Source organism: Paenibacillus sp. 203, assembly GCF_037027525.1.
Taxonomy (GTDB): Bacteria; Bacillota; Bacilli; order Paenibacillales; family Paenibacillaceae; genus Paenibacillus; species Paenibacillus polymyxa_B.
The window spans coordinates 306248-328916 of record NZ_JAXCHD010000006.1 but is presented as its reverse complement, the minus strand read 5'-3'; the positions used below and the strand labels follow the sequence as shown (position 1 = coordinate 328916).

At 46.2% G+C, this 22669-nt stretch carries 22 protein-coding genes, 1 tRNA gene and 1 riboswitch; of the genes, 9 read left to right on the top strand and 14 right to left on the bottom strand.

Annotated elements, in window-relative coordinates; translation table 11 throughout:
* Positions 1-7: 7 nt before the first annotated feature.
* Positions 8-712: a response regulator gene (locus WA407_RS16520; protein WP_069290230.1), complete on the top strand. Its 705-nt coding sequence runs from the start codon at positions 8-10 to the stop codon at positions 710-712.
* Here WA407_RS16520 and WA407_RS16515 read toward each other — a convergent pair.
* The 4 genes from WA407_RS16515 to WA407_RS16500 are packed head-to-tail and all read right to left on the bottom strand — an operon-like array spanning position 680 to position 5152.
* Positions 680-1591, bottom strand: coding sequence for a glycosyltransferase family 2 protein (locus WA407_RS16515; RefSeq protein ID WP_336077801.1), 912 nt, complete (start codon positions 1589-1591; stop codon positions 680-682). The genes WA407_RS16520 and WA407_RS16515 overlap by 33 nt on opposite strands.
* Positions 1551-2777: a glycosyltransferase family 4 protein gene (locus tag WA407_RS16510; RefSeq protein WP_336077800.1), complete on the bottom strand. Its 1227-nt coding sequence runs from the start codon at positions 2775-2777 to the stop codon at positions 1551-1553. The genes WA407_RS16515 and WA407_RS16510 overlap by 41 nt, the downstream gene beginning before the upstream one ends.
* Entirely contained in the window at positions 2761-4026 is a 1266-nt protein-coding gene (locus WA407_RS16505; RefSeq protein ID WP_336077799.1) for a transporter, read from the bottom strand. The genes WA407_RS16510 and WA407_RS16505 overlap by 17 nt, the downstream gene beginning before the upstream one ends.
* A 4-nt stretch (positions 4027-4030) precedes the next feature.
* Complete coding sequence (locus tag WA407_RS16500; RefSeq protein WP_061828845.1) at positions 4031-5152, bottom strand: glycosyltransferase; 1122 nt, start codon at positions 5150-5152, stop codon at positions 4031-4033.
* 397 nt (positions 5153-5549) lie between these two features.
* Between WA407_RS16500 and WA407_RS16495 the strand changes: the two genes are divergently transcribed.
* The 5 genes from WA407_RS16495 to thiE all read left to right on the top strand — a co-directional run bounded on the left by WA407_RS16495 (position 5550) and on the right by thiE (position 10748).
* Positions 5550-7271: an NAD-dependent malic enzyme gene (locus WA407_RS16495; protein ID WP_336077798.1), complete on the top strand. Its 1722-nt coding sequence runs from the start codon at positions 5550-5552 to the stop codon at positions 7269-7271.
* Positions 7272-7363: 92 nt separating this feature from the next.
* A riboswitch (TPP riboswitch) is annotated at positions 7364-7466 on the top strand.
* A 138-nt stretch (positions 7467-7604) separates the two neighbouring features.
* Complete coding sequence (gene tenA / locus WA407_RS16490; RefSeq protein ID WP_254329149.1) at positions 7605-8294, top strand: thiaminase II; 690 nt, start codon at positions 7605-7607, stop codon at positions 8292-8294.
* Positions 8295-8368: 74 nt separating this feature from the next.
* The gene (thiM, locus tag WA407_RS16485; RefSeq protein ID WP_336077797.1) at positions 8369-9211 is read left to right on the top strand and encodes a hydroxyethylthiazole kinase; all 843 of its coding nucleotides are present in this window, start codon (positions 8369-8371) and stop codon (positions 9209-9211) included.
* Complete coding sequence (gene thiD, locus WA407_RS16480; RefSeq protein ID WP_061828849.1) at positions 9208-10038, top strand: bifunctional hydroxymethylpyrimidine kinase/phosphomethylpyrimidine kinase; 831 nt, start codon at positions 9208-9210, stop codon at positions 10036-10038. Before thiM ends, thiD begins: the two co-directional genes overlap by 4 nt.
* On the top strand, positions 10035-10748 hold the full coding sequence (thiE, locus tag WA407_RS16475; RefSeq protein ID WP_254329151.1) for a thiamine phosphate synthase: 714 nt from the start codon (positions 10035-10037) through the stop codon (positions 10746-10748). Before thiD ends, thiE begins: the two co-directional genes overlap by 4 nt.
* On the opposite strand, the gene WA407_RS16470 is transcribed toward thiE, so the two are convergent.
* The 3 genes from WA407_RS16470 to WA407_RS16460 all read right to left on the bottom strand — a co-directional run bounded on the left by WA407_RS16470 (position 10693) and on the right by WA407_RS16460 (position 13709).
* Positions 10693-10860, bottom strand: coding sequence for an aspartyl-phosphate phosphatase Spo0E family protein (locus tag WA407_RS16470; RefSeq protein WP_080682975.1), 168 nt, complete (start codon positions 10858-10860; stop codon positions 10693-10695). The two genes, thiE and WA407_RS16470, sit on opposite strands and share 56 nt — an antisense overlap.
* A gap of 297 nt (positions 10861-11157) precedes the next feature.
* Complete coding sequence (locus WA407_RS16465) at positions 11158-12594, bottom strand: helix-turn-helix domain-containing protein (RefSeq protein ID WP_442952039.1); 1437 nt, start codon at positions 12592-12594, stop codon at positions 11158-11160.
* A gap of 140 nt (positions 12595-12734) precedes the next feature.
* Positions 12735-13709 carry a LacI family DNA-binding transcriptional regulator gene (locus WA407_RS16460; protein WP_061828852.1) on the bottom strand — a complete coding sequence of 325 codons (975 nt, stop codon included), beginning with the start codon at positions 13707-13709 and terminating at the stop codon, positions 12735-12737.
* Between the two features lie 186 nt (positions 13710-13895).
* On the opposite strand from WA407_RS16460, the gene WA407_RS16455 reads away from it, so the two are divergent.
* Complete coding sequence (locus WA407_RS16455) at positions 13896-15239, top strand: 6-phospho-beta-glucosidase (RefSeq protein WP_013311670.1); 1344 nt, start codon at positions 13896-13898, stop codon at positions 15237-15239.
* Between the two features lie 162 nt (positions 15240-15401).
* Here the strand turns inward: WA407_RS16455 and WA407_RS16450 are convergent, their stop codons facing one another.
* The 4 genes from WA407_RS16450 to WA407_RS16435 form a co-directional block, all read right to left on the bottom strand.
* Positions 15402-16304, bottom strand: a complete 903-nt coding sequence (locus WA407_RS16450) for a PhzF family isomerase (RefSeq protein WP_235308551.1) — start codon at positions 16302-16304, stop codon at positions 15402-15404.
* Positions 16305-16636: 332 nt separating this feature from the next.
* Positions 16637-17242 (bottom strand): IS4 family transposase, encoded by a 606-nt coding sequence (locus tag WA407_RS16445; protein WP_235308549.1) that lies wholly within the window; start codon positions 17240-17242, stop codon positions 16637-16639.
* On the bottom strand, positions 17239-17463 hold the full coding sequence (locus WA407_RS16440; protein WP_235308547.1) for a hypothetical protein: 225 nt from the start codon (positions 17461-17463) through the stop codon (positions 17239-17241). The genes WA407_RS16445 and WA407_RS16440 overlap by 4 nt, the downstream gene beginning before the upstream one ends.
* Positions 17464-17848: 385 nt before the next feature.
* A tRNA-Arg gene (locus tag WA407_RS16435) sits at positions 17849-17922 on the bottom strand.
* 174 nt (positions 17923-18096) lie between these two features.
* On the opposite strand from WA407_RS16435, the gene WA407_RS16430 reads away from it, so the two are divergent.
* Positions 18097-18390 carry a DUF4870 domain-containing protein gene (locus WA407_RS16430; RefSeq protein ID WP_016324668.1) on the top strand — a complete coding sequence of 98 codons (294 nt, stop codon included), beginning with the start codon at positions 18097-18099 and terminating at the stop codon, positions 18388-18390.
* A 319-nt stretch (positions 18391-18709) separates the two neighbouring features.
* On the opposite strand, the gene WA407_RS16425 is transcribed toward WA407_RS16430, so the two are convergent.
* Positions 18710-19069, bottom strand: coding sequence for a hypothetical protein (locus WA407_RS16425; RefSeq protein WP_013311672.1), 360 nt, complete (start codon positions 19067-19069; stop codon positions 18710-18712).
* Positions 19070-19232: 163 nt separating this feature from the next.
* Between WA407_RS16425 and asnB the strand changes: the two genes are divergently transcribed.
* Complete coding sequence (gene asnB, locus WA407_RS16420; RefSeq protein WP_254329161.1) at positions 19233-21077, top strand: asparagine synthase (glutamine-hydrolyzing); 1845 nt, start codon at positions 19233-19235, stop codon at positions 21075-21077.
* A 169-nt stretch (positions 21078-21246) separates the two neighbouring features.
* Here asnB and WA407_RS16415 read toward each other — a convergent pair whose 3' ends face one another.
* On the bottom strand, positions 21247-21879 hold the full coding sequence (locus tag WA407_RS16415; RefSeq protein ID WP_013311674.1) for an XTP/dITP diphosphatase: 633 nt from the start codon (positions 21877-21879) through the stop codon (positions 21247-21249).
* Positions 21879-22640: a ribonuclease PH gene (gene rph, locus WA407_RS16410; RefSeq protein ID WP_013311675.1), complete on the bottom strand. Its 762-nt coding sequence runs from the start codon at positions 22638-22640 to the stop codon at positions 21879-21881. Before rph ends, WA407_RS16415 begins: the two co-directional genes overlap by 1 nt.
* Positions 22641-22669: the final 29 nt, after the last annotated feature.

Genomic DNA, 22669 nt, shown 5'->3' with positions numbered 1-22669 from the left:
AGTTCTTATGACACCCCAAAACATTCTATTTGTTGACGACAGCCCTATGGTTCTGTCCCTGCTCGAACGGACCTTGACGCAAGAAGCATTTACCTTACATACCGCTCACACGCCCAAAGAAGCCTTACAAGTGCTGGAACAGCACCCGATCGATGTGGTCGTTTCCGATCTGCTCATGCCTGGTCTGGATGGGATTACCTTCCTTCGCATGATTAAGAAGGATTATCCACATATCGTACGAATCATTTTGTCTGGTCACCTGCATACGCAGTCCATTTTATCGGCGATTAATCAAGTCGGTGTGTTCCGTTTTTTGACGAAACCACTGGAGCTGGATGATGATACGCTAAAGAAAATACTGTATGAGGCGCTTGATCAGGCCAAACTCAACCGAAATAGCCTGCATGCAGAACAAAACGTAGCTTCCGACCTGTCAGCATTTATAGACAGCATTTTGAACGCTCCGTACCGACCCTATGTGCTACTGAATGAACAAGATATCGTAACCGCTGTACACATTGCACTCGCTGAGCTGTATCCTGTCGGCTGCTCACTACGTCATCCTGACGGGGAAGGTATTCAGTTAACCACGCATTCATTATATATACCGTATGAGGAGTCGGAATCTTCCGATCCCGACCTGTACACGCTGGATACGCTGACCCTCGGCCATTCATCGTTACGCCTTATCCGCCTTAGCGAGATCGCCTGAGTGACGGGTGCCGCCCTTTAACACGGCGGCTACCCCAATCACAGTCAGGCATACATACATCCACAACATCCCTATCGTCAGCAAGGGGTGACGGATATAGTTTTTCAAATTCCCCCATGTATACAGCACCGGACGGAAGAAGTACCAACGTTCCAGCGCCTTTCGCAATCCGCCCTCTTCAGATGACACCGTACGATCCATCACCGAAAAGTAATAGGCTTTTTTACGTAATACATCGTGCAGATACACCTGTTTTTCATCATGGTATACCCGTGTAAATACCGCCCGGCGAATAACTCCGCCAGACTCTATATAACGCAAGGTTGGCTGTATTTCTTCAAAAGCAATCTGCTCCGCATTAAACCCGCCCGTCGATTCATAAGCGCTCATTCGCCAGAAGCGTGCCGCTTCAATGGAGCGTTTCCCCAAGGTTTCACCCGCATTGTTAATCACATTTCGCTCAAAAACTTTCACTTTGGAAAAAAAATTGTCCGCTTCCGAATACGCCTCCTCCGGAATGACCAAGGCGCCAATATCCTGATGATCGTCAAAAAAGTCGATGCTCTGCTGAATCAGATGTTCGGCTAAAATCATATCGGAATCCAATACAAATATGTATTCGGCCCCCAAGTGTTTTGCTTCCTCAACCGCCCTGACCCTGGCGACTCCCCGCTCCCCATGGGGAAGCTCCAGTACCGTTACGGGTACTGAACTCCCTGTCGACAGCATACGAATCGTCTCGACGGTCCGATCATTGGAGCCATCATCAGCAATTACAATATGCAGATCCTTGTAATTTTGCCCCATACAGCTTCGCAAACAAGGCTCTATCGTCCGCTCATTGTTGTACGTGGAGAAGAGTATGACCACTTTGTCCACTCTGTTCTGCCTCCTCTACCCAATCTTCCATCAACTGCTCAAACGTAGCAGCCGTATGATCAAAATGGAATCTTAACGCATATTGATACGCCCGCTCACGGATGGCCATGTAATCTTCGCCGCCCTTCGCTGCTCTTTCCATTTGTTCAGATAATCCCCGGATGTCGCCGTGAAAGCATAGATACCCGCTTTTTCCGAAATCCGTTGCATCCACCAGCCCCGGTGAATTGCTGACAATGCTGGGCGTTCCAACGGCTGCGGCTTCGGTAATCGTCAATCCCCAGCCTTCACGCAAGGAAGGAAACACCAGCGCGTGGGCACGACTCATCAGCTCCAGCTTATGCTCTGCTGAAACAAATCCGTAAAAGGTAATATCGGCTTGCGATTGCCCCTGTTCATCCGGTTCTCCGTATGTTAATCCATATCGTTTCATAATCGGCAACAATTGTTCTGCCACATAGGTTTTATCGGTTTTTCCGGCAATCCATAACATAGCCTGAGGGAACTTTTCCTTGAGCTGCCCAAAGGCCTCAACAACCAGATCAATGCCTTTATATTTGACGAAGCGCCCAGCATACATGAAGGTCGGATTAGGCTCCTTCGTTAAAAATTGTTCGCGCGGCCAATGATCAAACTCAATGCCTTCCGGCAAAAGATGGACACGATCCGGGTGAAAGCCCAGCTTAAGTAGATCGTATCTAGTAGACGGAGATACCGTAAGCGTCCGATCCTTACGAGCCAGCTTAAGCATCAAGGGCTCCATATGAAACCCAATAAGATTTAGCGGGAATTTGGCGTTCTCAAACCATATCTCCCTTGTTAGCTGATGTATGAAAAAAATCCGCTTGGATGCCTCCACCCAAAATCGGGTAAAGAATTGATGCGTATTCGCCTGGTTAATCACATAGTCGATCTTCCTTCGATGACGACGGTAATAGCGCATCGCATAATAAATAACACTGTATATGTTCCCTTTTCGAATATACGTAATACCGTCAATAACTTCATGCTCAGGCATCCCCTCAAATTGAGGTGAAAAATGAATGAACTGGAAGCGGCCTTGCTGTGAACGTTTAAGCATTTCGTGGGTGAAAATTTCTGCTCCCCCGCTTTTAGGTGAACGAATGTCACGCCAGGAAAGCAATAGAACTACGGTTTTACCGTCCTGTTCATGTATGGTATTCATGGGGTAAATCCCCCTTTATCTTTATTTTAAACAAATGCACATAGGCGTCTATCACAAAGTAGAGAGCCATAGCTCCGTAAACAATGAACTCAGATAGCAAAAAATCTACCGGGTCTGTGTGGGCAATATGAAAGGCTACTAATAAGGCCGCGGCTCCTGCCATCAGACTAAACATAAATTTGCGTCTGCCCACCAATACGTGCACATGTACAAAAAACAGCACGATGGAAAATAGCCAGTACACCCAGCCACCCCATGGAATATAGGCGTCAGCCGATTGGTAAGAGGCTCCGAATAATATGGGAATAGAGGATGGGAACACAAAGGTCGTGCCTACATATACACAGATCGCAGCTACAGCCATTAATCCGGCATAGACGGCAATCAACTTGCCCAAAGCTTGGCGGTCATGCCCCTGCGCACCGATCTTTGGAATAAAGGCAGCAATGAGGCTATACGAAACGTAATAGACCAACTGGCTGTACTTCAGCGCAATGGCATAGCTGCTGGCCTGCTCGGGAAAGTAATGCTGTACATACAACATGTCGATGGAGATACAAAACAAAATAAATAAATTCGTCATAAGGCTATCGGTGAAATCCTGACTCAATGATTTCCATAGCCCAGAAGGGATATGTTCTCTACCGTATGTGAAAAGGGACAAGCCGCGAGCCGAAACGATCCAGCCGTGGAGCAGCGACAGCAACATTCCTCCACAGCTCGCTAACAGTAGGGCTTCCAGCTTTAACCCCAGTGCAGCCAGAACAAAAAACAGGCTCAGCTTCCCTAATACCTCAATGTAATAGTTCACATTGAGCGCCAACATGCGTTCCCTGCCCTGTAAATCTCCGCGGCACGAACTCACAAGAATATGCAGTCCGATCAAGCCATACAGCATGAACAGCGGGTCGGATTCGACGCCTAATAGCGAGCACAGTAACGGATGAAAGATGAGTAAAATGATCATGGCAAGCACGGTTAGCACCAAAGGTGCTTTGAGTAATAGAGAACCGAGCGGTAAGCTTCGTAGCGCAAGCTTTTGGTCTCCCTTAGAGACCAGTTTGGCAGTTAATAGCTGGATGGATAAACCCAAAACGGATAAAAGCGCAAAAAGCGCCAGCAGCGCATTCGCCTGGCCATAAGCTTGTCCGGTAAGATACCAGCTCGCTGCAATGTGAAAGAAAAAATTAAATCCGTTAAGCAGCACATTAAAGAGAGGAAACATCAACGATCGCAATCGGTTGTTCACGTTGTTATCTCACCCGCCGATCCAGTCGCCAAATATCAATGATGGAGCGCAAAAAACGAATAGAATCCTTCCAGACATGGATGTGCGAGCCATCCCGGTCAATACATTTGACGGGTAATTGCAGCACACGAAGCTGGAGTCGCTTGGCAATAAACATCATTTCCAAATCCAACGCCAGTCCGAGCTGTTCCTTTAAATGCGGAAACATTCGCTTCACTGCAACCGAACTCATCACTTTAAGCCCAGTCTGGGAATCCACCACACCTGTGGGTAAAAAAGGACGGGAAATGACCCGTTTACCAAAGCTGACGACAGATCGCAATAAAGATCGATTCTCAGCGGTCATATCCTTGGTTCCGATCACGACATCATAATAGCCCTGCTGAACAACATTAATCATTCTGGCAATATCCTCAATAAAAAAGGAGTCATCTGCGTCCACAAATACGTAGTAATCCGCACCAATGGTCCGCATCCCTTCCAGATACGTCCCTGCCTTACGTGTATTGCGTCCCAATTCCCTTGTTTGAAGCAGCGGGCTAAGATTCTGATTAATCCGGTTTACGGACAAGTCCGTGGCTGCCTCCAGCGCTTTAATCAAGGCATTCGTACCATCGTAGCTGCCATCATCAATGAGATAAATCGAACCTTCAATAATATGGCTGCGGATAAAGACCTGCAATCGTTCAGCAAAGGTTTTGACATGAACAAAACGTTGCTCTTCGTTATATACAGACAAGATAAATGCAATATGTTGGCTTTTGGTCGAATACTCGGGATAGAGCAAGCTTTGTATTTCCGAAAGCATTTCTTCGTTGTCATTGGCTTGCCAAAATAGCAGCCGCAAACGACCTACTCCGATGATTTGCACCATATGCTGATCACTGAACGGAAATGTTACATCCGTCACCAGTAACAATGGCATTTGCGGAAATTGGCTACGGATCTGATTGGCTTTCCGCACTGCCTGCCCCGGCTCCCTATAATCAATCAGGCAACAACATGCGTTCTCGTAGACTGAAGCTGCCTCCGTGTCCTCGCACTGTATATATTGGTAAAAACAAATCACATTGGGATAATCAATAGCCCTGTCGTTATCGCTAAAAATGGCTATAGGTCCCTGCACACAAACCTCTCCTTTTCCTCCGAATAGTTCTATTTTGTTGAAAAAGAATTAAGAATGTTTGCTTATAGGAGTTAAATTAATGTCCAAATACTTCATATTTCCTTAACAAAATAACTGACACTCCATGATATATATGGAGATAAGAGAAGAAAAACTAATTTTCATATTTGATAAAAACAGAGCATTTAGACCTGATTCATTAGAACCAAAATCATCAGGAATGGTTAGCGAATCTATATTGAAAGTTAGTTCTTTTATATCATTAGAAAGAAACAAATATGGTTATTTTGTCATAGATAAATGCAAGAATAAAACATATTTGCACGTCCATACTATGGACAACATGTCATCTTTCGTTATGAATAGTTATGAAAATGAAGAGAAGGAAGGTCTTTCTATGGAAGCATTTTATGTCAATCGCGATGGGTCATTATCTACTCCATTACGGGGAAAGGATGTGTTGGCAAATCCCCTTTTGAACAAAGGTGTCGCTTTTACAGAAGAAGAACGCAAAGAGCTGGGTTTGGAAGGAATCCTTCCTCCAACCGTCCTTTCATTGGAGAAACAGAGCGTACGGGCATATCAGCAGTTTCTGGCACAACCCACCATGCTGCGAAAAAATGCTTCTCTCAACGACCTTCACAACCGAAATGTCGTACTCTACTACCGGCTGCTAACCGATCATTTGAGTGAAATGCTGCCCGTAGTCTACACGCCGACCGTAGGAACCGCGATTCAAGAATATAGTCACGAGTACAACCGCCCTGGAGGCATATATTTGTCGATAGATAACCCGAACGGTATTGGACAAGCATTCCATAATTCTGGTTTGAGCGGCCATGATGTGGATCTGATCGTCGTGACAGATTCCGAAAGTATTTTAGGGATTGGTGACTGGGGCGTTGGGGGGATTAACATTGCTATCGGCAAACTTGCAGTGTATACGGCTGCGGCAGGCATTCATCCCGGGCGGGTGCTGCCAATTGTACTGGATGTAGGTACAAATAATGAAAAGCTGCTGAATGATCCACTGTACATCGGAAACCGCCATAAACGGGTTCGCGGAGAAGCCTATAACCAGTTTATTGATACTTTTATCAGCAAAACGTTAGCGCAATTCCCAAAGGCGCTTTTACATTGGGAAGACGTGGGTAGCGTAAATGCACGCCATATTATAGGAAAATACGGTCAAAGTATACTCACCTTCAACGATGATATACAAGGTACAGGAGCGGTGACCTTGGCTGCGATTCTTTCGGCGGTGGGTGTCACCAAGACTCCGCTGCTTGAACAAAAAATACTTGTTTTCGGCCCAGGGGCAGCAGGAATCGGTAATGCTGATCAAATTCGGGGTGCTATGATCGAGGACGGCCTTTCCGCAGAAGATTCATTCAAGTCCTTTTGGGCCTTTGATTATCGCGGGCTGTTAATGGAAGATATGGAAGACGTATTAGAGTATCAGAAACCGTATGTGCGCAATAAGGATGAAGTCAGTTCATGGACCCGGTCGGGTGACGGCAAAATACCACTGCTGGAGGTCATCCGTCAGGTGAAGCCTACGATATTGATTGGAACTTCCGGTGTAGCAGGTGCCTTTTCTGAAGAGATCATCAAGGAGATGGCGAAACATGTAGAACGCCCGATCATTATGCCCATGTCCAATCCTACAAACCTTGCAGAAGCAGTACCCGAGGATTTGATCCGATGGACCGATGGCAAAGCACTGATTGCAACCGGAAGTCCTTTTGAGCCCGTCACCTATAACGGTACGAAATTTGAGATTGGACAGGCGAACAATGCCTTTGTTTTTCCGGGACTGGGTCTGGGTGCGATTGTGGTTAAAGCCAAAAGGATTACCCCTGCGATGTTTACAGCGGCAGCAGTTGCTGTTGCCAATGGTGTAGATTCGAATACGCCTGGCGGTGCACTACTCCCTCATATCCGAAAATTACGCGAAGTTTCGTACGCTGTTGCGATTGCGGTTGCAAAAGCCGCGATACAGGATCAGGTAGCTCAGGCGCACATTTCAGATGTGGAACAAGCTATACGAGATGCAATGTGGAAACCGGAATATGCCAAGGTCAAAGCTGTGGAAAATGTAATTCATCACCCTCACTAAGCCCAAAACACCTAACTAGAGGAAATTTCATATTTTGCACACTATGTTTGACATAGCGTATGAACGTATGTACAGTAATAGTCAAAAGAATAGAAGTCCACTAGGGGAGCCGCTATGGCTGAGACAAGAACGTATCTTGGACCCTTTGAACCTGATCTAGTTCGTACTAGCGTAGGAAAGTGGAGCCTTCGTATATAAGGTTTCAAACGTTTTTTTGCGTATTGGGCCTATTGTTGAAGCCGCTCCCATTTTTCCGGGGCGGCTTTTTAGCGTTGTTCCGGAATTATATTCTTACAGGACTTCTTGCTCTTCAATTTGATGGAGGTGGGGAAATTGAGTTTTACACAAGAACTCCGTCGGCAGGCGGACGGCATTTTTCAAGCGATTTTTGAGCACCCCTTTGTGAGAGGTATTGCTGAAGGAAGTTTGACAAGGGGACAGCTGATTCACTATGTAAAACAGGACTTTGAATATTTGAACGCCTACATGCGGATATACGGCATCGCAATCTCCAAATGCACCAATCGGGAGGATATGGCTGTATTTAATGAACAAATCTCTTTTATTCTCCACAGCGAGGTTCATCCGCATCAAAATTTCTGTGCTGTCGCAGGGGTGACCTATGAAGAGTTGCAGGGATATCCGCTCGCTCCGTCGGCTCATCACTATATCCGTCACATGCTGACGGTTGCGCATGAGGGTAGCCTGGGCGAGATCTTGGCTGTGCTGCTGCCATGTATGTGGACGTATGCCGAGATTGGCCGCAGGCTGCTGGATGAAGTAAAGCCGGATGAGTCTCATCCGTTCTATGAATGGATTGGCTTCTATGGAGACCAGCTTGATGATACAACACTCAAGTTCCGAGAACGTGTAGATGCTTGGGCGGAAGACGCAACGGCTGCTGAGCGGGAGCGGATGATTGAGCATTTTATACTGAGCTGCCAGCTGGAATATAAGTTCTGGGATATGGCTTATAAGCAGGAAGAATGGCCGGTCCAAATGCAGGCAGCGATCTTGGAATAGTCAGCCTGGCGATTCGATGCGTGAAGTACGGTTAATGCCCTGTTGAACCACCAACTATAGAGAGGATAATCATTATGAGTACATGGGAAAAAAGTTATTCGGATCTCCTGACGAAGGTACAAAACAGCAAACCCCTCGTTCACAATATGACCAATGTGGTAGTCACCAACTTTACGGCCAACGGTCTGTATGCATTGGGCGCCTCCCCGGTGATGGCCTATGCACCCGAGGAAGTAGCAGATATGGCAAAAATAGCAGGCGCCGTCGTGTTAAACATCGGTACACTGAACCGCGAACTGGTGGATGCCATGATCATTGCTGGACAATCGGCGAATGCACACGGTGTTCCGGTGCTGCTAGATCCGGTCGGTGCGGGAGCAACGAGCTTTAGAACTGAATCGGCACTGCGAATCCTGAGTGAAGTCAAAATCTCATTGGTGCGGGGCAATGCAGCCGAAGTCGCACATCTTGTTGGAGAAGCGCGTGACATTAAAGGCGTAGATGCCGGTGACAGTGCTGACAGCGGCCATGTCGATCTGGCAATTCGGGCTGCTCGAATGCTCAATACGATGGTTGTCATTACTGGAAAAGAGGACGTCATCACCGATGGGGCCGAAGCACGAATGATTAGCGGCGGAGACGCGCTCCTCACGAAGGTAACCGGAGCAGGCTGTCTGCTGACCTCTGTGTTAGGTGCCTTTGCAGCTGTTGAACCTAACCTGCTGCTCGCAGGTACAGCAGGTTTGGCATTTTACGGTGCAGCAGCTTCTCGAGCCGCAACACGTACCGCAGAGCTGGGGCCCGGCAGCTTCCAGATTGCCTTTCTCGACGAGCTGGCCAAACTGCACACAGGTTCACTAGAAGGGCATGTCTCGATCCATGAAGCCGGAACAACAGCAGCAGGTGGTGCGCGATGACAGACGTTCGTGTACCCAGAGCGCTGACGATTGCTGGTTCGGACAGTGGCGGCGGGGCCGGAATTCAAGCTGATCTCAAAACCTTTCAAGAACTTGGCGTGTACGGCATGTCGGCTATTACGGCCATTACCGTACAGAATACCTTAGGGGTCCACGGCGTATATCCGCTACCAGAGGAAGCAACAGCGGAACAGATCGAAGCCGTAGGATTAGACCTTGGAGTGGATGCCCTGAAGACTGGCATGCTGTTTAATGCCGGCATCATCCGTCTTGTGAGCGAGCAGATCCGAAAGTTCGGCTGGAAAAAGGTCGTCGTCGATCCCGTGATGATTGCCAAGGGAGGCGCTGAACTGCTGCAGCTGGAAGCGGTGCAGGCTTTGAAGGACGACCTGCTCCCCTTGGCCCTGGTCGTTACACCGAATATCCCGGAGGCGGAAGCCCTGACAGGGATCAGTATCCATACGATGGAGGATCGCCGCGAGGCTGCGAGACATATTAGCAGTATGGGACCAAAATTCGTTGTGATTAAGGGTGGCCACGCTGACGAGAGCGAGATCAGCGGACAGATTGTTGACCTGCTTTTTGACGGAACCGCCTTTATAGAGCTGAGCGGCAAGCGAGTACGGACTGTCCATACACACGGAACAGGGTGCACTTTCTCGGCAGCGATTACCGCGGAATTAGGGAAAGGGATGTCTGTACCGGAGGCTATCTCGAATGGTAAAGCCTTCATCCAGGCGGCGATTGAGGATACGTTGTCTCTGGGACAGGGACACGGCCCAACCAATCATTGGGCCTACCGACGTCGTCAGGAGATGCTTTTATGAGCGGTAGAATATTGTCAGAGGTGGTGCGCCGCCATCTACAGATATACCTAGTGCTTGGAAGCGTGAATTGCCTCGCGGAACCAGGCTGGGTCGTGCAGGAGGCTCTGGCTGGCGGGGCAACTATGGTTCAGTTCCGGGAAAAGGGTCTCGGCGCGTTAACGGGCGTTCCTATGTTCGAACTTGCGCGCCAGCTACAGGAACTGTGCCGTCACGCTGGTGTCCCCTTCATCATCAATGACGATGTGGAGTTGGCTCTTGAACTCGACGCCGACGGTGTTCACATCGGTCAGGACGATGAATCCGCCGATTCCGTCCGCGAGCGTATCGGAAATCGAATTTTAGGCGTCTCCGCCCATACCATTGAGGAAGCACGTCGAGCCATCCTGCAAGGTGCTGATTATCTCGGCGTTGGGCCCATCTATCCCACCATCTCGAAAGATGATGCCCATGCCGTACAGGGACCGGCAATTTTATATGAGATGCGTAAAGCGGGAATTGATGTGCCGATTGTTGGGATCGGAGGTATTACAGTGGACCGTGTTGAGGAAGTCGCACGTGCAGGTGCAGATGGTGTAGCGGTGATTTCAGCCGTGACACAGACAGAGCAGGTTAGAGGTGCGGTCAAGGAATTAAAGAAAAATATGCTCTCATTTCTCAATGATCCGATCTACACGTTTGATATTGATTCAACAGATCATCCAGCTTTTTAGATTGTTCTATTACTTTGGGATGTGTTAAAAATCCATACTTTTTCTGGACCTGGTACAGTTTCTTCCTAGCTCTTTCGACACAAAGTAAAGTCACACTTTGATTCATCAGCATGATCCCTCCTATATGTCATATTTTATAACAAAAAGACGTTTTTTGGATTTTCAAATGATGCGCCTAACAAAAAAAGAACATTCCAAAAGTTTGCATAAACAGCGAAGCCTCAAAATCCACGTAAAAAAGCCTCCGTCTCCACTAATAAAGTGGGACCGAGGCTCTTTCCATAAAAAGATTCAATGAATATTAGAACATACAACCTAACCGTTTTAAGCACCTCCAATTTGTACTTGAGGCGTTATTCTTTGATTTTGGTTATGTGACTGAACAGGCATTGCTAAAATAAACAAGAAGCTAGCTGCGATGACCAGCAGAATCATTTTTTTCAACATTGTCTAACCACACCTTTTCTAATAGTTTGAAATACTCTTCCCTTGTTTCGGGAAGCGCATGTGCTTGGAAATGTGCAAAAAGTCCCGTACAGTTTATAAAATAAGTCTCATTATTTAGTATGTGGGCTTTTACCAATGCATATATTAAGTGTTTAAAGCCATCATTGAACATTCCCCGTCTTAAATAGTAATAAGCCAGTTCGTAACCAAACCATGCAAAATAATCCGGCATCACTTGTTGAGTGTACATATCAGTGGATTGTGATAGCAGAGCAAAAGAATTAATCTCCACTTCAAAACGTGAAAGGACATCATTGATATCTATTGCATATCGGTTAGCAGCTATCATAACGTTCAGCAACTTGGATAGCTTTTCATTCTCGGTAGTGATTGATGTGGATGCAATATATTCAACATAATGAGGAAGCACATTCGTATCTCCAGATAGGAGTTTATTTACATAAGTATTACCTTCTGCCCAATGCTTGAACAAGTTGACCCAGTGTTGAGTTTTCTGGTCTGTCTCGATCACCCAATCTAAATCTGCGTATGCATTTGTAAATTGTAATGCTTGCTGATAATCGCCTTGGGCTTCACAGACACTCGCACACAGTAAATCAGCATAGGTAATGTACACAAACATCGGGCGACTCAGCCTCTTTTCAGACTCCTCCCACTCTCGCTTTTTCTGTTGATGTTTCAAAGAGTATTGGATCTCCGCTTTGGCTCTCATTTTTCGAGCAGTTGCATCGAGCTTGTCCCATTCACGCAGAGAACGATACACATTCGCCAAATCTTTTAACGCATCGAGTTGATCTATTTCATTCAGACGTTCGACAAAGGGTTCAAATCGTGTAGCCGCCTTGAGATTTCGGATCTGATTGTTACCCACCTGAATGGTAAACAGACGATACTGACAGATAGCCAAACGTTCAGAATGCTGGTACTTCTCGCCTTCCGCAATCCCTTCGTAGAGCAACAATGCAGCATTGTGCTGACCTTGTGCGAATAATTTTTCTGCTGCATCAAATAACTTTGGGGAATATAGAAGGTTGTCCATAATATGTCCCACTACAAGCTGGATAGCATCCAACTTGTCCAGTTCCGCACAGCGAAACAACAACGGCTCAATTCGCCTCCAATCCGGGGAACGCTCAATGATGTAGTTATCTATGTATAGTTCGTAAAAAAAACCTTCTGGTAGTCCCATAGCCCAAGTGATTCGATCAAGCTGATGTATAGCAACAGGACGATGCTTGGCAATCCAATTATTAAGTGTTCTTTGATGAACACCTGAATGTTCGGCAAATTGTGCCAGCGTCAAATTGTTTTCCCCTAAATAATCCTCTAACTTCGTCAAAATCGTAGGTGTATGTCCCAAGTCATAACCACCCTTCATACAAAAAATCCAAATTTTATACTTTCACCTCAAATTATTCACCAAGTTTTAACATGTGTCAACATTTTTCTTCCATTATTCCTACTATATAAACTTTAATATGGAAATTAATAACCACTAACATGAGGTCCCTTTTGGAATCAGGTGGTCGCTCGCTCTACTAATTTGAATTCCAGATGATGTATCGTTTCATCCAGCCCTTCGAGGGCATTTCGAATCATAATGAACGCATTCTCAGCTTGCTTGTCTATCGGGTAATGGATCGTAGTTAAATCAAGCAAATGCGAGATTTCGGTGTTGTCAAAGCCTACTACTGCAAAATCACTCGGTACAGAAACACCTAGCCTACGCGCTTCAGTCAAAAGACCTGCTGCCAAATAATCGGTAGAACAGGCAAAGGCGTCCGGCCTGTCAGTTTGTGCTCGTTCTGCCCACCAATGAGCTATTTGTTCACCAGCTGCTATTGAATTTAAATCATAAAAATGCGGGAAGGCCTCAGCGTCCAAATCATATTTTTCGCAAAAGTCATGATAAGCTCGAATGCGTTCTTTTGTATTCAACCCCCGCATGCTGCCGTACACATTCACAATTTTCCGATATCCTCGGGCGTACAAATGTTCCAATGCCAGCGTATAGCCCTGATACTGATCCATAAATACAGACGGAATTGCCTCAATGTTTACACGCTGCCAGGTCACAATCGGACCATATTTTGTATAATGCTCAATCACACTCCACTCATTGACACGAATCATGCAGACCAAGGCGTCCAGTTGCTTTCTCCGCAACATTTCCAGCGCCTCAAGTTCTCGCCCCTTCTCCCCATTCGTAATAAACAGCGCTATATTAAAGCCATGCTCCTGGGCATACATTGTAAATCCACGCACAAATAAACCCAATGAATCATTAAAAGAAAGTGAAATAATCCCTATGAGCTTGGTCATGCCCTTTTTTAAAGATACCGCATTTAAATTAGGAACATAATCCAGCCGATCTATGACCTCCTGCACGCGCTGCCTTGTGGGTTCACTCACGTACGGATGGTTGTTAATGACACGGGACACCGTAGCCGAGGATACCCCCGCCAGCTTTGCAATTTCATGAATATTCGCCATTTTTCTCACCTCGTTCTTTCTATTTTAGCATGTTCGTGTTTAGCATGTTCGTAGTGTCCGCCCTATAATTGTCACCTTCCCAAAATAAGTTTTTTAAAAGCGCTTGACCTGTAATGCATTACAGGGATTACAGTGAATTTGTGCTTAAGAAAGCGGTTTACAAAACATACTTAGGAGGCACTAACTATGAAAAAAGGCATAAAGATTGCAACCATTGGCGGAGGCTCCAGCTATACACCAGAATTAGTAGAAGGCTTCATCAAACGTTATGCAGAGCTTCCCATTCGGGAATTGTGGCTGGTAGATATTGAGGCAGGACGTGAAAAATTGGAGATCGTAGGTGCTATGGCCAAACGGATGGTGAAGGCTGCAGGCATTGATTGTGAGGTACATTTGACGCTGGATCGTCGGGAAGCGTTGAAGGACGCCGATTTTGTAACGACCCAATTTCGGGTAGGCTTGCTGGAAGCCCGGATTAAGGATGAAAGTATTCCGTTAAAACATGGCATGATCGGTCAGGAGACCAATGGGGCCGGAGGAATGTTCAAAGCGTTTCGCACCATACCCGTTATCCTCAGTATCGTCGAAGATATGAAAGAACTATGTCCGAATGCATGGTTGATTAATTTTACCAACCCTGCGGGTATGGTCACCGAAGCCGTGCTTCGTTATGGTCAGTGGGATAAAGTCATCGGATTATGTAATGTTCCAATCGGCGCGATCAAGAGTGCATCAGCTGTGCTGGACAAACCGGAAGAAGAGCTGTTCTTTAAATTTGCAGGGATTAACCACCTTCATTGGCACAAGGTTTATGACAAAACAGGGGCCGAATTAACAGAGCAAGTTATTGAAGGACTGTACGCTCCGGGTGCAAAACCAGAGAAAGTCGTTGAAAATATTAAGAACATGCGCTTCCTGTATGATCAAGTTCGTCAATTGAAAATGCTGCCTTGTCCTTACCATCGGTATTACTATATGACGGATAACATGCTCAAGGAAGAATTAGAGGAAGCCAAAAACGAAGGAACTCGGGGCCAAGTGGTCAAACGTCTGGAAGAAAGTCTGTTCGAACTGTATAAAGATCCGAATCTGGATTACAAACCAGAGGAATTATCCAAACGCGGTGGTGCGCATTACAGCGATGCAGCCTGTGAAATCATTAATTCCATTTATAACAACAAAGGCACATTGATGGTCGTTAGTACACGTAACAATGGTGCGATTGATGATGTTCCTTATGATAGCGCCATCGAAGTGACCAGTGTTATTCGCGCCCACGGTGCCGAACCTGTCAACTTTGGCAAATTCCCACCTGCACAGCGGGGCTTGCTGCAAGTAATGAAGGCAATGGAAGAGCTGACGATTGAAGCGGCGGTCACCGGTGACTATGCAACAGCACTGCAAGCCTTCACCCTGAATCCGCTCGTACCAAGCGGGGACATTGCTCAAACCGTACTGGATGAATTGCTAGAAGCACACAAAGAGCATCTACCTCAATTCTTTGCTCATAAGGAGAAGGCGACGGTATAAAGCTAGAATCAATTATCCTGCTGGAACACAAAAAAGCTTCCTCCATGTAGGAAGCTTTTTGCTATACGTCCCAGGAGTACTTGCTGGGACGTTGGTGTTATTGGGTTTGTACTTGGCTTGACAATCCGTCATTAAGCTTATTGATAAATTTGTTAGACTTTTTTAAAGTATGATCTCCGTTGAAAAAGCAATAACCGCTTTCCCCGTAATTTGAACTAATACGGGTTTTCCCTGTTCCTTTTTCACATGAACATGCATTGTTCCCTCTCTTTTGATTGCCTCACCTTGTAAAATATCAAAATCAAAAGACTGCTCATTCTCATTTTGCAAAATGTTATAGTGTACCAAATAGGCTCCAAGCGGTCCGTTTGCATTTCCTGTCACCGGGTCTTCAGCTATTCCAATTGCAGGAGCAAACATTCTTCCGTGAACCAATATATCCTCTTGTGGATTTAATGTAAAAACATAATATCCATTACATCCAATATGCTTGCTGATTTCTGTAAGCTTCTGCAAATCAGGTTTTAAACTATGTAGTATTTTATTGGAGTAAATCGGAACCATTACCTTAGAATGACCTGTTGAAGATATTGCAACTGGATATTCCATGCAAATATCTTTACAAGAAATACCTAACGCATTTGCAATCTGACTTCTTATTTCATCATTTAAAGGCTCTGATACAGAAGGTTCTCCCTGTGTCATTACAATAGAATAGTCATCTTCATACTTTATAACATCAACAGGCAATATACCTGCTTTTGTTTTTTGAATAATTCTTCCAGTTTCAGCTTTTCTCTCAATTGCATAAATATAATGCGCTGCTACTGTTGCATGACCACAAATTGGAACCTCTGTTGTTGGAGTAAAAAATCTTACTTCAACATCATAATTTGAAGAATCTGTTTCAAAAATAAATGCAGTTTCCGAATTATTTAATTCTCTTGCAATTCTCTGCATCTGCTCATCTGTAAGTCCATTTGCATTTGGAACAACCCCAGCAGGGTTACCATGAAATCTATTTTTTGTAAATGAGTCTACTTGATATATTCTATATTTTTTCATAATTTCGCCTCTATAAATACTAGTTTGTCTGTCTGTTAAATCTGATATTAACATACTTTTTAGGCAGTTTCACTTAAATTAAAAGATATAATATGGCCCTTTAATGAAAACGAACTGATCCTTATTATAGAATCGCGCTCTTTTATGGAAGATTGTTATTAAACTAAAGCCGCAGTTAGCTGAAATGGTCTTCTCAATCCTTATCTAAAAGTGGAATAAATCTTTATGATTATAGATACTTTTAGATTCTGCCACGCCTGTTGAATAACCAAAATAAGTAACTCAATTCATGAAACAAGAGGTGCACTGAAGAAGAACACGCTGAATCTGAATCAGCCATTCAACAGGTAGTTTTGAAGAAGAAATAGACGAGAAAATCGCGCAAAGGAAAGAACGGCATGTTGGGACCATGAAGTCTGAGCAGCAACAAATAGCCAATTGAGCAGGACATAGACGATTAGAGCACAGAATAATTGCCCATAGACCGCATTTTCAGTCGTACCAAACAGCGATGGAATATTCAAATGTTGCTTGATCCAACGAAAGAAGACTTCAATCTGCCATCGAGCCTTATAGATCTGTGCGATTTGTTCTGCGGTCACCTGCATTAAATCGGTAACCACCCGAATTTCCCGACCTTCAAAATCCCGAAACATCACCACACGATGACGTTGTCTGGAACGACACTGAGGGGTCCCCAACTGGCAAGTGATATCCCGAATGACAGATGAATCTGGCTTCGTAAGGCGACGTAGCGCATGAGGCTTTTCCAAATGGACGTTATCGCGAAGCCGAATGACAAACGATTGTCCATGGGTTTTGAAGTGATCCAGACGCTCCAGTTTCCCATAAGCACGGTCCATCACCAAAATGTAGTCCGGTTGAGCCAACGCTTCACTCATGGGGCCATCATGCTTGAAGCCCAGCGTTTCGATCACCTGAAGGGTTGCCCATTTTCTGCTCGTAAAGCGACTTGAAGTTTAATACCTGCACGCTCCCCGTGATAAGGAGCCCAAGGCAAACGCGTTTTTCCCACCGTCATCGTGGTTGAATCGATGAGTAATAATTCTTTTGGGCCTATTAACTTCACAACCCTTTGAACTTCTTCAGGAGTCAGCATGGATTCAAGGATAGGTGTAATCGTGATAGAATTTTTCATGAGATCGTCTTCTTTCGGATTCGTTTGGATGGTACCAACGATTCTACAGAAAAGAAGATCTTTTTTCTACCATTTTGTGGTTATTCAACAGGCATGCTACTATATAAAGGTATTAGTTTACTGTATGTTTCGGAGCGGCTTGGTCACGCCTCATTAGATATCACTACCTCTACATATGCCCACCTTATGAAAGAGCTACGTGAACAGGATTCAAAACAACAGACATTTTTGAACGTTTATATAGCGTGCAGGTGTATTGATCACACCTTTTTCTAACGTTTTCTATCGTAACCCCAATAAAATAAAAAACGCCCCAAACCCTTATATATCAAGGATTTGAAGCATTTTTAATTTCGTTCAAACTTTACATATCTGAACGCTTCGACGTCCCAGGAGGGATTCGAACCCCCGACCGACGGCTTAGAAGGCCGTTGCTCTATCCAGCTGAGCTACTGGGACAAGATGTAAATCAATAAAACCTTATGTATTCAGCGCATTGATTATTATATCACATTTCGGGCAACTGTCAAAAGCATTTTTTTATGATATAGGGAAGTGGGCTGCAAAAGGAATCATTTGGACGCTAACGGGGTATTATGTACAAAGAACCATGCATAAAGGAGGGGTTAATCTGTGAGAGGTCTTTTGTCGTCACTTTGTTATTTCAGCATTTTCTTCGCACCTTTTCTAGTGCCTGTCATTGTGTGGATTGCAGTACGGGACGAATATGTTCAGGGACATGCAAAAAAAGCTATTTTATCGCATATTTTCCCCATTATTGCGGCAATTCCGCTCGTGTATTTTATTATTACGGCGAATCATGCAGGTTCAGTGATCGGTTTTGTACTGCTATTCGTAGTGGTCTATCTCGGGGTTTTTGTTTATAACATCTACAAAGGGATTATGACGCTGCGTGAAGCGGCTTAGTTCAAAAAGAAGCCTCCTACATACCGCTAATTTGGCGGGATACGGAGGCTTCTTTAGGGTCATTTTTGATGAGTTGCTGTTGCTATTGGGTTCAATGGCTGCTTATTTATTCCCAAAGCGTTTAGGACTTCTCCGTACTTCATGTCTTACGTTTTTCTCCAGCACTTCTTCCGCGAACTCATTGTTATGAATATAACTGCTGCCTTTGTTTTTCTTATAATTCGCTTTGCCGTCTATGATTTCCCCCTCCTTTCACGCTGATCCGGCGATGGCGCCGGGGCCCAAATCAACAAAAGCCGAGGCATAGCACACCATATCCTCATGCCCCGAACTCCTTGGCGAACTCTGTGCTGAGCTGCCCATAGGAGAGCAATTCTTTTTTAAACTTCTCTCGCTCCTCACCAGCAGTAATGTGTGTAGAGTCGGTAAAAGCCTTGTCTGTCACTTCCTCAAATGCCGAATGCAGATTATTGTCGTACCAATCCAGCTCCAGATCGGCGTCATTGCGGATGATCCGTACCATGTCATAGTCATGCTGACCATCCGTCTGATCCTTGGCCGTAATATAGACCAGCAGTTCCGGGTCATCTGCAGCACCGGGCCGCACCTCTACCTCAGCACAGCGCACTCCGTCAAGTTCAGTGAACCGGCGTATTTTGGCATCCTTGATGTAGTACATGGTCTCCCTCCTTCCTTGCGAGTAGACGGGTTGCCCCATCTGTAGTTTTCGGAACGGACAGACATTTTATGCTTCATTTCGGCATATATACTGATGAACTGGGGATTTAGTTTTTGATTCATTCCAACACTGGATGAACACGACAAAGAGAGGATGAACAGACATGTGCGGAATTACAGGTTTCATACAGTGGAACGGAGACTTAATGCATCAATCTGAGCTGCTGCTGAATATGACACAGACGCTCTCTGATCGCGGACCGGATGCTGCGGGTACCTGGATATCCAACCCGTGTGCCTTCGGACACCGAAGATTGAGCGTTATGGACCCGGAAAATGGCGCTCAGCCCATGATCCGGCAGCTAGAGGATATCACTTATACGATTGTATATAACGGGGAAATATATAACGCGCCTGAGCTGAAAAAAGAGCTGCAACAGCGCGGGCATTTTTTCCGTACACAATGCGACACGGAGGTGCTGCTCGAATCCTATATCGAATGGGGCCCTGAATGTGTGGATCGGTTAAACGGCATTTTTGCGTTTGCGGTCTGGGATAGCGAGCGGGAGCAGGTATTTCTGGCACGGGATCGGCTGGGCGTGAAGCCGTTATTTTATAGCCAGACCGAAGAAGTATTCGTATTTGGCTCAGAACCCAAAGCACTGCTCCAGCATCCAGCGGTAGAGGCAGCAGTGGACGCCGAGGGATTAGCCGAAATTTTTATCGTCGGGCCTGCACGTACCCCCGGACACGGCGTCTATTCGTCCATGAAGGAGCTACGCCCCGGGCATACGCTAACCTACAGCCGCGACGGCGTGCGCATTCAAGCCTACTGGACACTGGAAAGCATTGCGCATGAGGATAACACCGAAGAAACGGCACTTAAGGTACGAGAACTGTTGCTGGATACGGTGGAGCGGCAGCTCATTTCGGATGTTCCAGTCTGCACCTTATTGTCTGGCGGGCTGGATTCAAGCGCTCTATCCGCATTAGCTGTCGATTATTACAAACGTACCGGGCAGGGACAAGTTCATACGTATTCGGTCGATTATGTGGATAACGACAAGCATTTTAAAGCCCATGCGTTTCAACCCGGAGCCGATGCCCCCTGGATTCAGCGGATGGTGGATGAATTAGGGACAAATCATCACTGGATTGAATTCGATACGCCAGAAGTCGTAGCAGCTCTGAACAACTCCACACTAACGCGTGATTTACCCGGAATGGCGGACGTGGATTCGTCGCTGTATCTCTTTTGCCGGGAGATTAAAAAAGGAGCTACGGTCGCTATTTCCGGCGAGGCTGCGGATGAAGTTTTTGGCGGATATCCTTGGTTCCACCGGGAGGATATGCTGAATTCGGGTACATTCCCGTGGGCAGTTGCACCCGATATGAGAGCCAGTCTGTTGTCTCCTGAGGTACGGGACTGGATCAAGCCGCTGGAGTATTTGAACGATCGCTACTCAGAAGCGGTAGGAGAAGTGCCGAAGCTACCGGGGGAAACAGGAAAAGCTGCGCAAATGCGCGTCATGTCCTATTTGAACATCACCCGCTTTATGCCTACTCTACTGGATCGCAAGGATCGGATGAGTATGGGAGCCGGACTGGAAGTGCGGGTGCCGTATTGCGATCATCGATTGGTACAATATGTATGGAACATTCCGTGGAGTATCAAGATGACAGGCGGACGTGAAAAAGGTATTTTACGCAAGGCGCTGGAGGGCGTACTGCCGGATGATGTGCTGTATCGCAAAAAAAGCCCATATCCCAAAACGCATAACCCTTCCTATCTTGAGGCTGTGAAAAAGCAGGCGCTGCAGCTACTGGATGATTCCTCTTCCCCACTGCTCAAGCTGATCGATGCGCAAAAGGTACGTGATATTGCCGCCTCACCGGAGGCATCCACCAACCTGCCTTGGTTTGGTCAGCTGATGTCGGGTCCCCAGTTGTTCGCCTACTTGGCTCAAGTGGATAACTGGTTGCGCACTTACAAGGTTGCTATTCGATAAGCTACGCTGAATGCTGAAGCAATAGAGCTTCTAAGCGGCAGCCGCAATTTTTCGCTGTGTACATTATGGGGAACAGAAAGTACCAAAAAGGCTATCCGCAGTTTATGACTGACGGATAGCCTTTTTTTCGTTATGTGAATGGGGGATGATTTCGCCCCTGTTACCAATGCTATGCCTGTGGATTACCCAGTTTTGTTGCCAAATCACGCAGAGCTATCCCTCGGTGACTGATAGCCTGCTTTTGTTCCAACGTCAGCTCGGCCATTGTCTTTTCAAACTCTGGCAAATAAAACAGCGGATCATACCCAAACCCGCCGCTGCCGGCGGTTTCAGTAGTAATCCAGCCCTCCACAGAGCCTGTCGATTCCAACGTCTCGCCAGTCTGCGGATTATATAGAATCAAGGTACAGACGAATTGAGCCGGGCTTAGCAAAGGCTGTCCCGTATCATCACCCAGCTGCTTCGATTCTAGAACGTCGAGCAGCTTAATATTGTTTTCGTGATCGCTGGCACCTTCTCCAGCATAACGGGCAGAGTATACCCCCGGTGCACCGTCCAGCAAGTCCACGCAGAGGCCGGAATCATCGGCTAGTACGGGCAAACCGAGCACATCTCCAACCGCTTTAGCTTTTTTCAGTGCATTTTCGGCAAAGGTTTTGCCATCTTCAACGACATCAGGAATGTCGGGATAATCGTACATGCTTCTGACTTCCTTGCCAAACGGCGCAAAAGCATGCGCAAATTCCCGTACCTTTCCTTTATTTTTCGTAGCGACAATGACGACCGGGCCATCCAGCCGCATTAGGCGCCAGCTCCTGTACGTCCAGCACCGATCTTATCAGCAATCGGTCCAAGCACTTCTTTTTGGCGCTCAATCATTTGCAGAATCCCTTGTTCGCCCAAGCTAAGCAGTTGATCCAATTCGTTACGGTCAAATGGGCTTTCTTCACCTGTACCTTGCAGCTCAACATATTTTCCACTGCCAGTCATGACAAGATTCATGTCTACTTTGGCCTTGGAATCCTCTTCATAGTTCAGATCAAGCAACGCTTTTTCACCAACAACCCCTACGCTGACGGAAGCCAGGAAATCGGTAATTGGAAAAACAGGCAACTTGTGCTGGGTGGCAATTTTATTGACCGCAATCGCCAACGCTACGAAAGAACCGGTAATTGAGGTTGTGCGTGTTCCGCCGTCCGCCTGAATGACGTCACAATCCAACGTAATCGTCCGTTCACCAAGCGCCTGCAAATTGACCACCGAACGCAACGCTCTTCCAATCAGACGCTGAATTTCCATGGTACGGCCTGTCAGCTTGCCACGAGCAGCTTCACGCTGATTACGGCTATGAGTCGCACGCGGAAGCATGGAATACTCTGCGGTCACCCAGCCCTTTCCTTGTCCCTTCATAAAGGGGGGTACGCGTTCTTCTACAGTAGCCGTGCAAATGACTTTCGTCTCGCCAACCTCTATAAAAACAGAGCCCTCCGCGTATTTATTTACTCCTGCTGTCAATTTCATCGGGCGCAGCTCATCACCGTTTCGTCCGTTAGATCTACTCATGCTTTTTCCTCCTACGTCGTATGCAACCT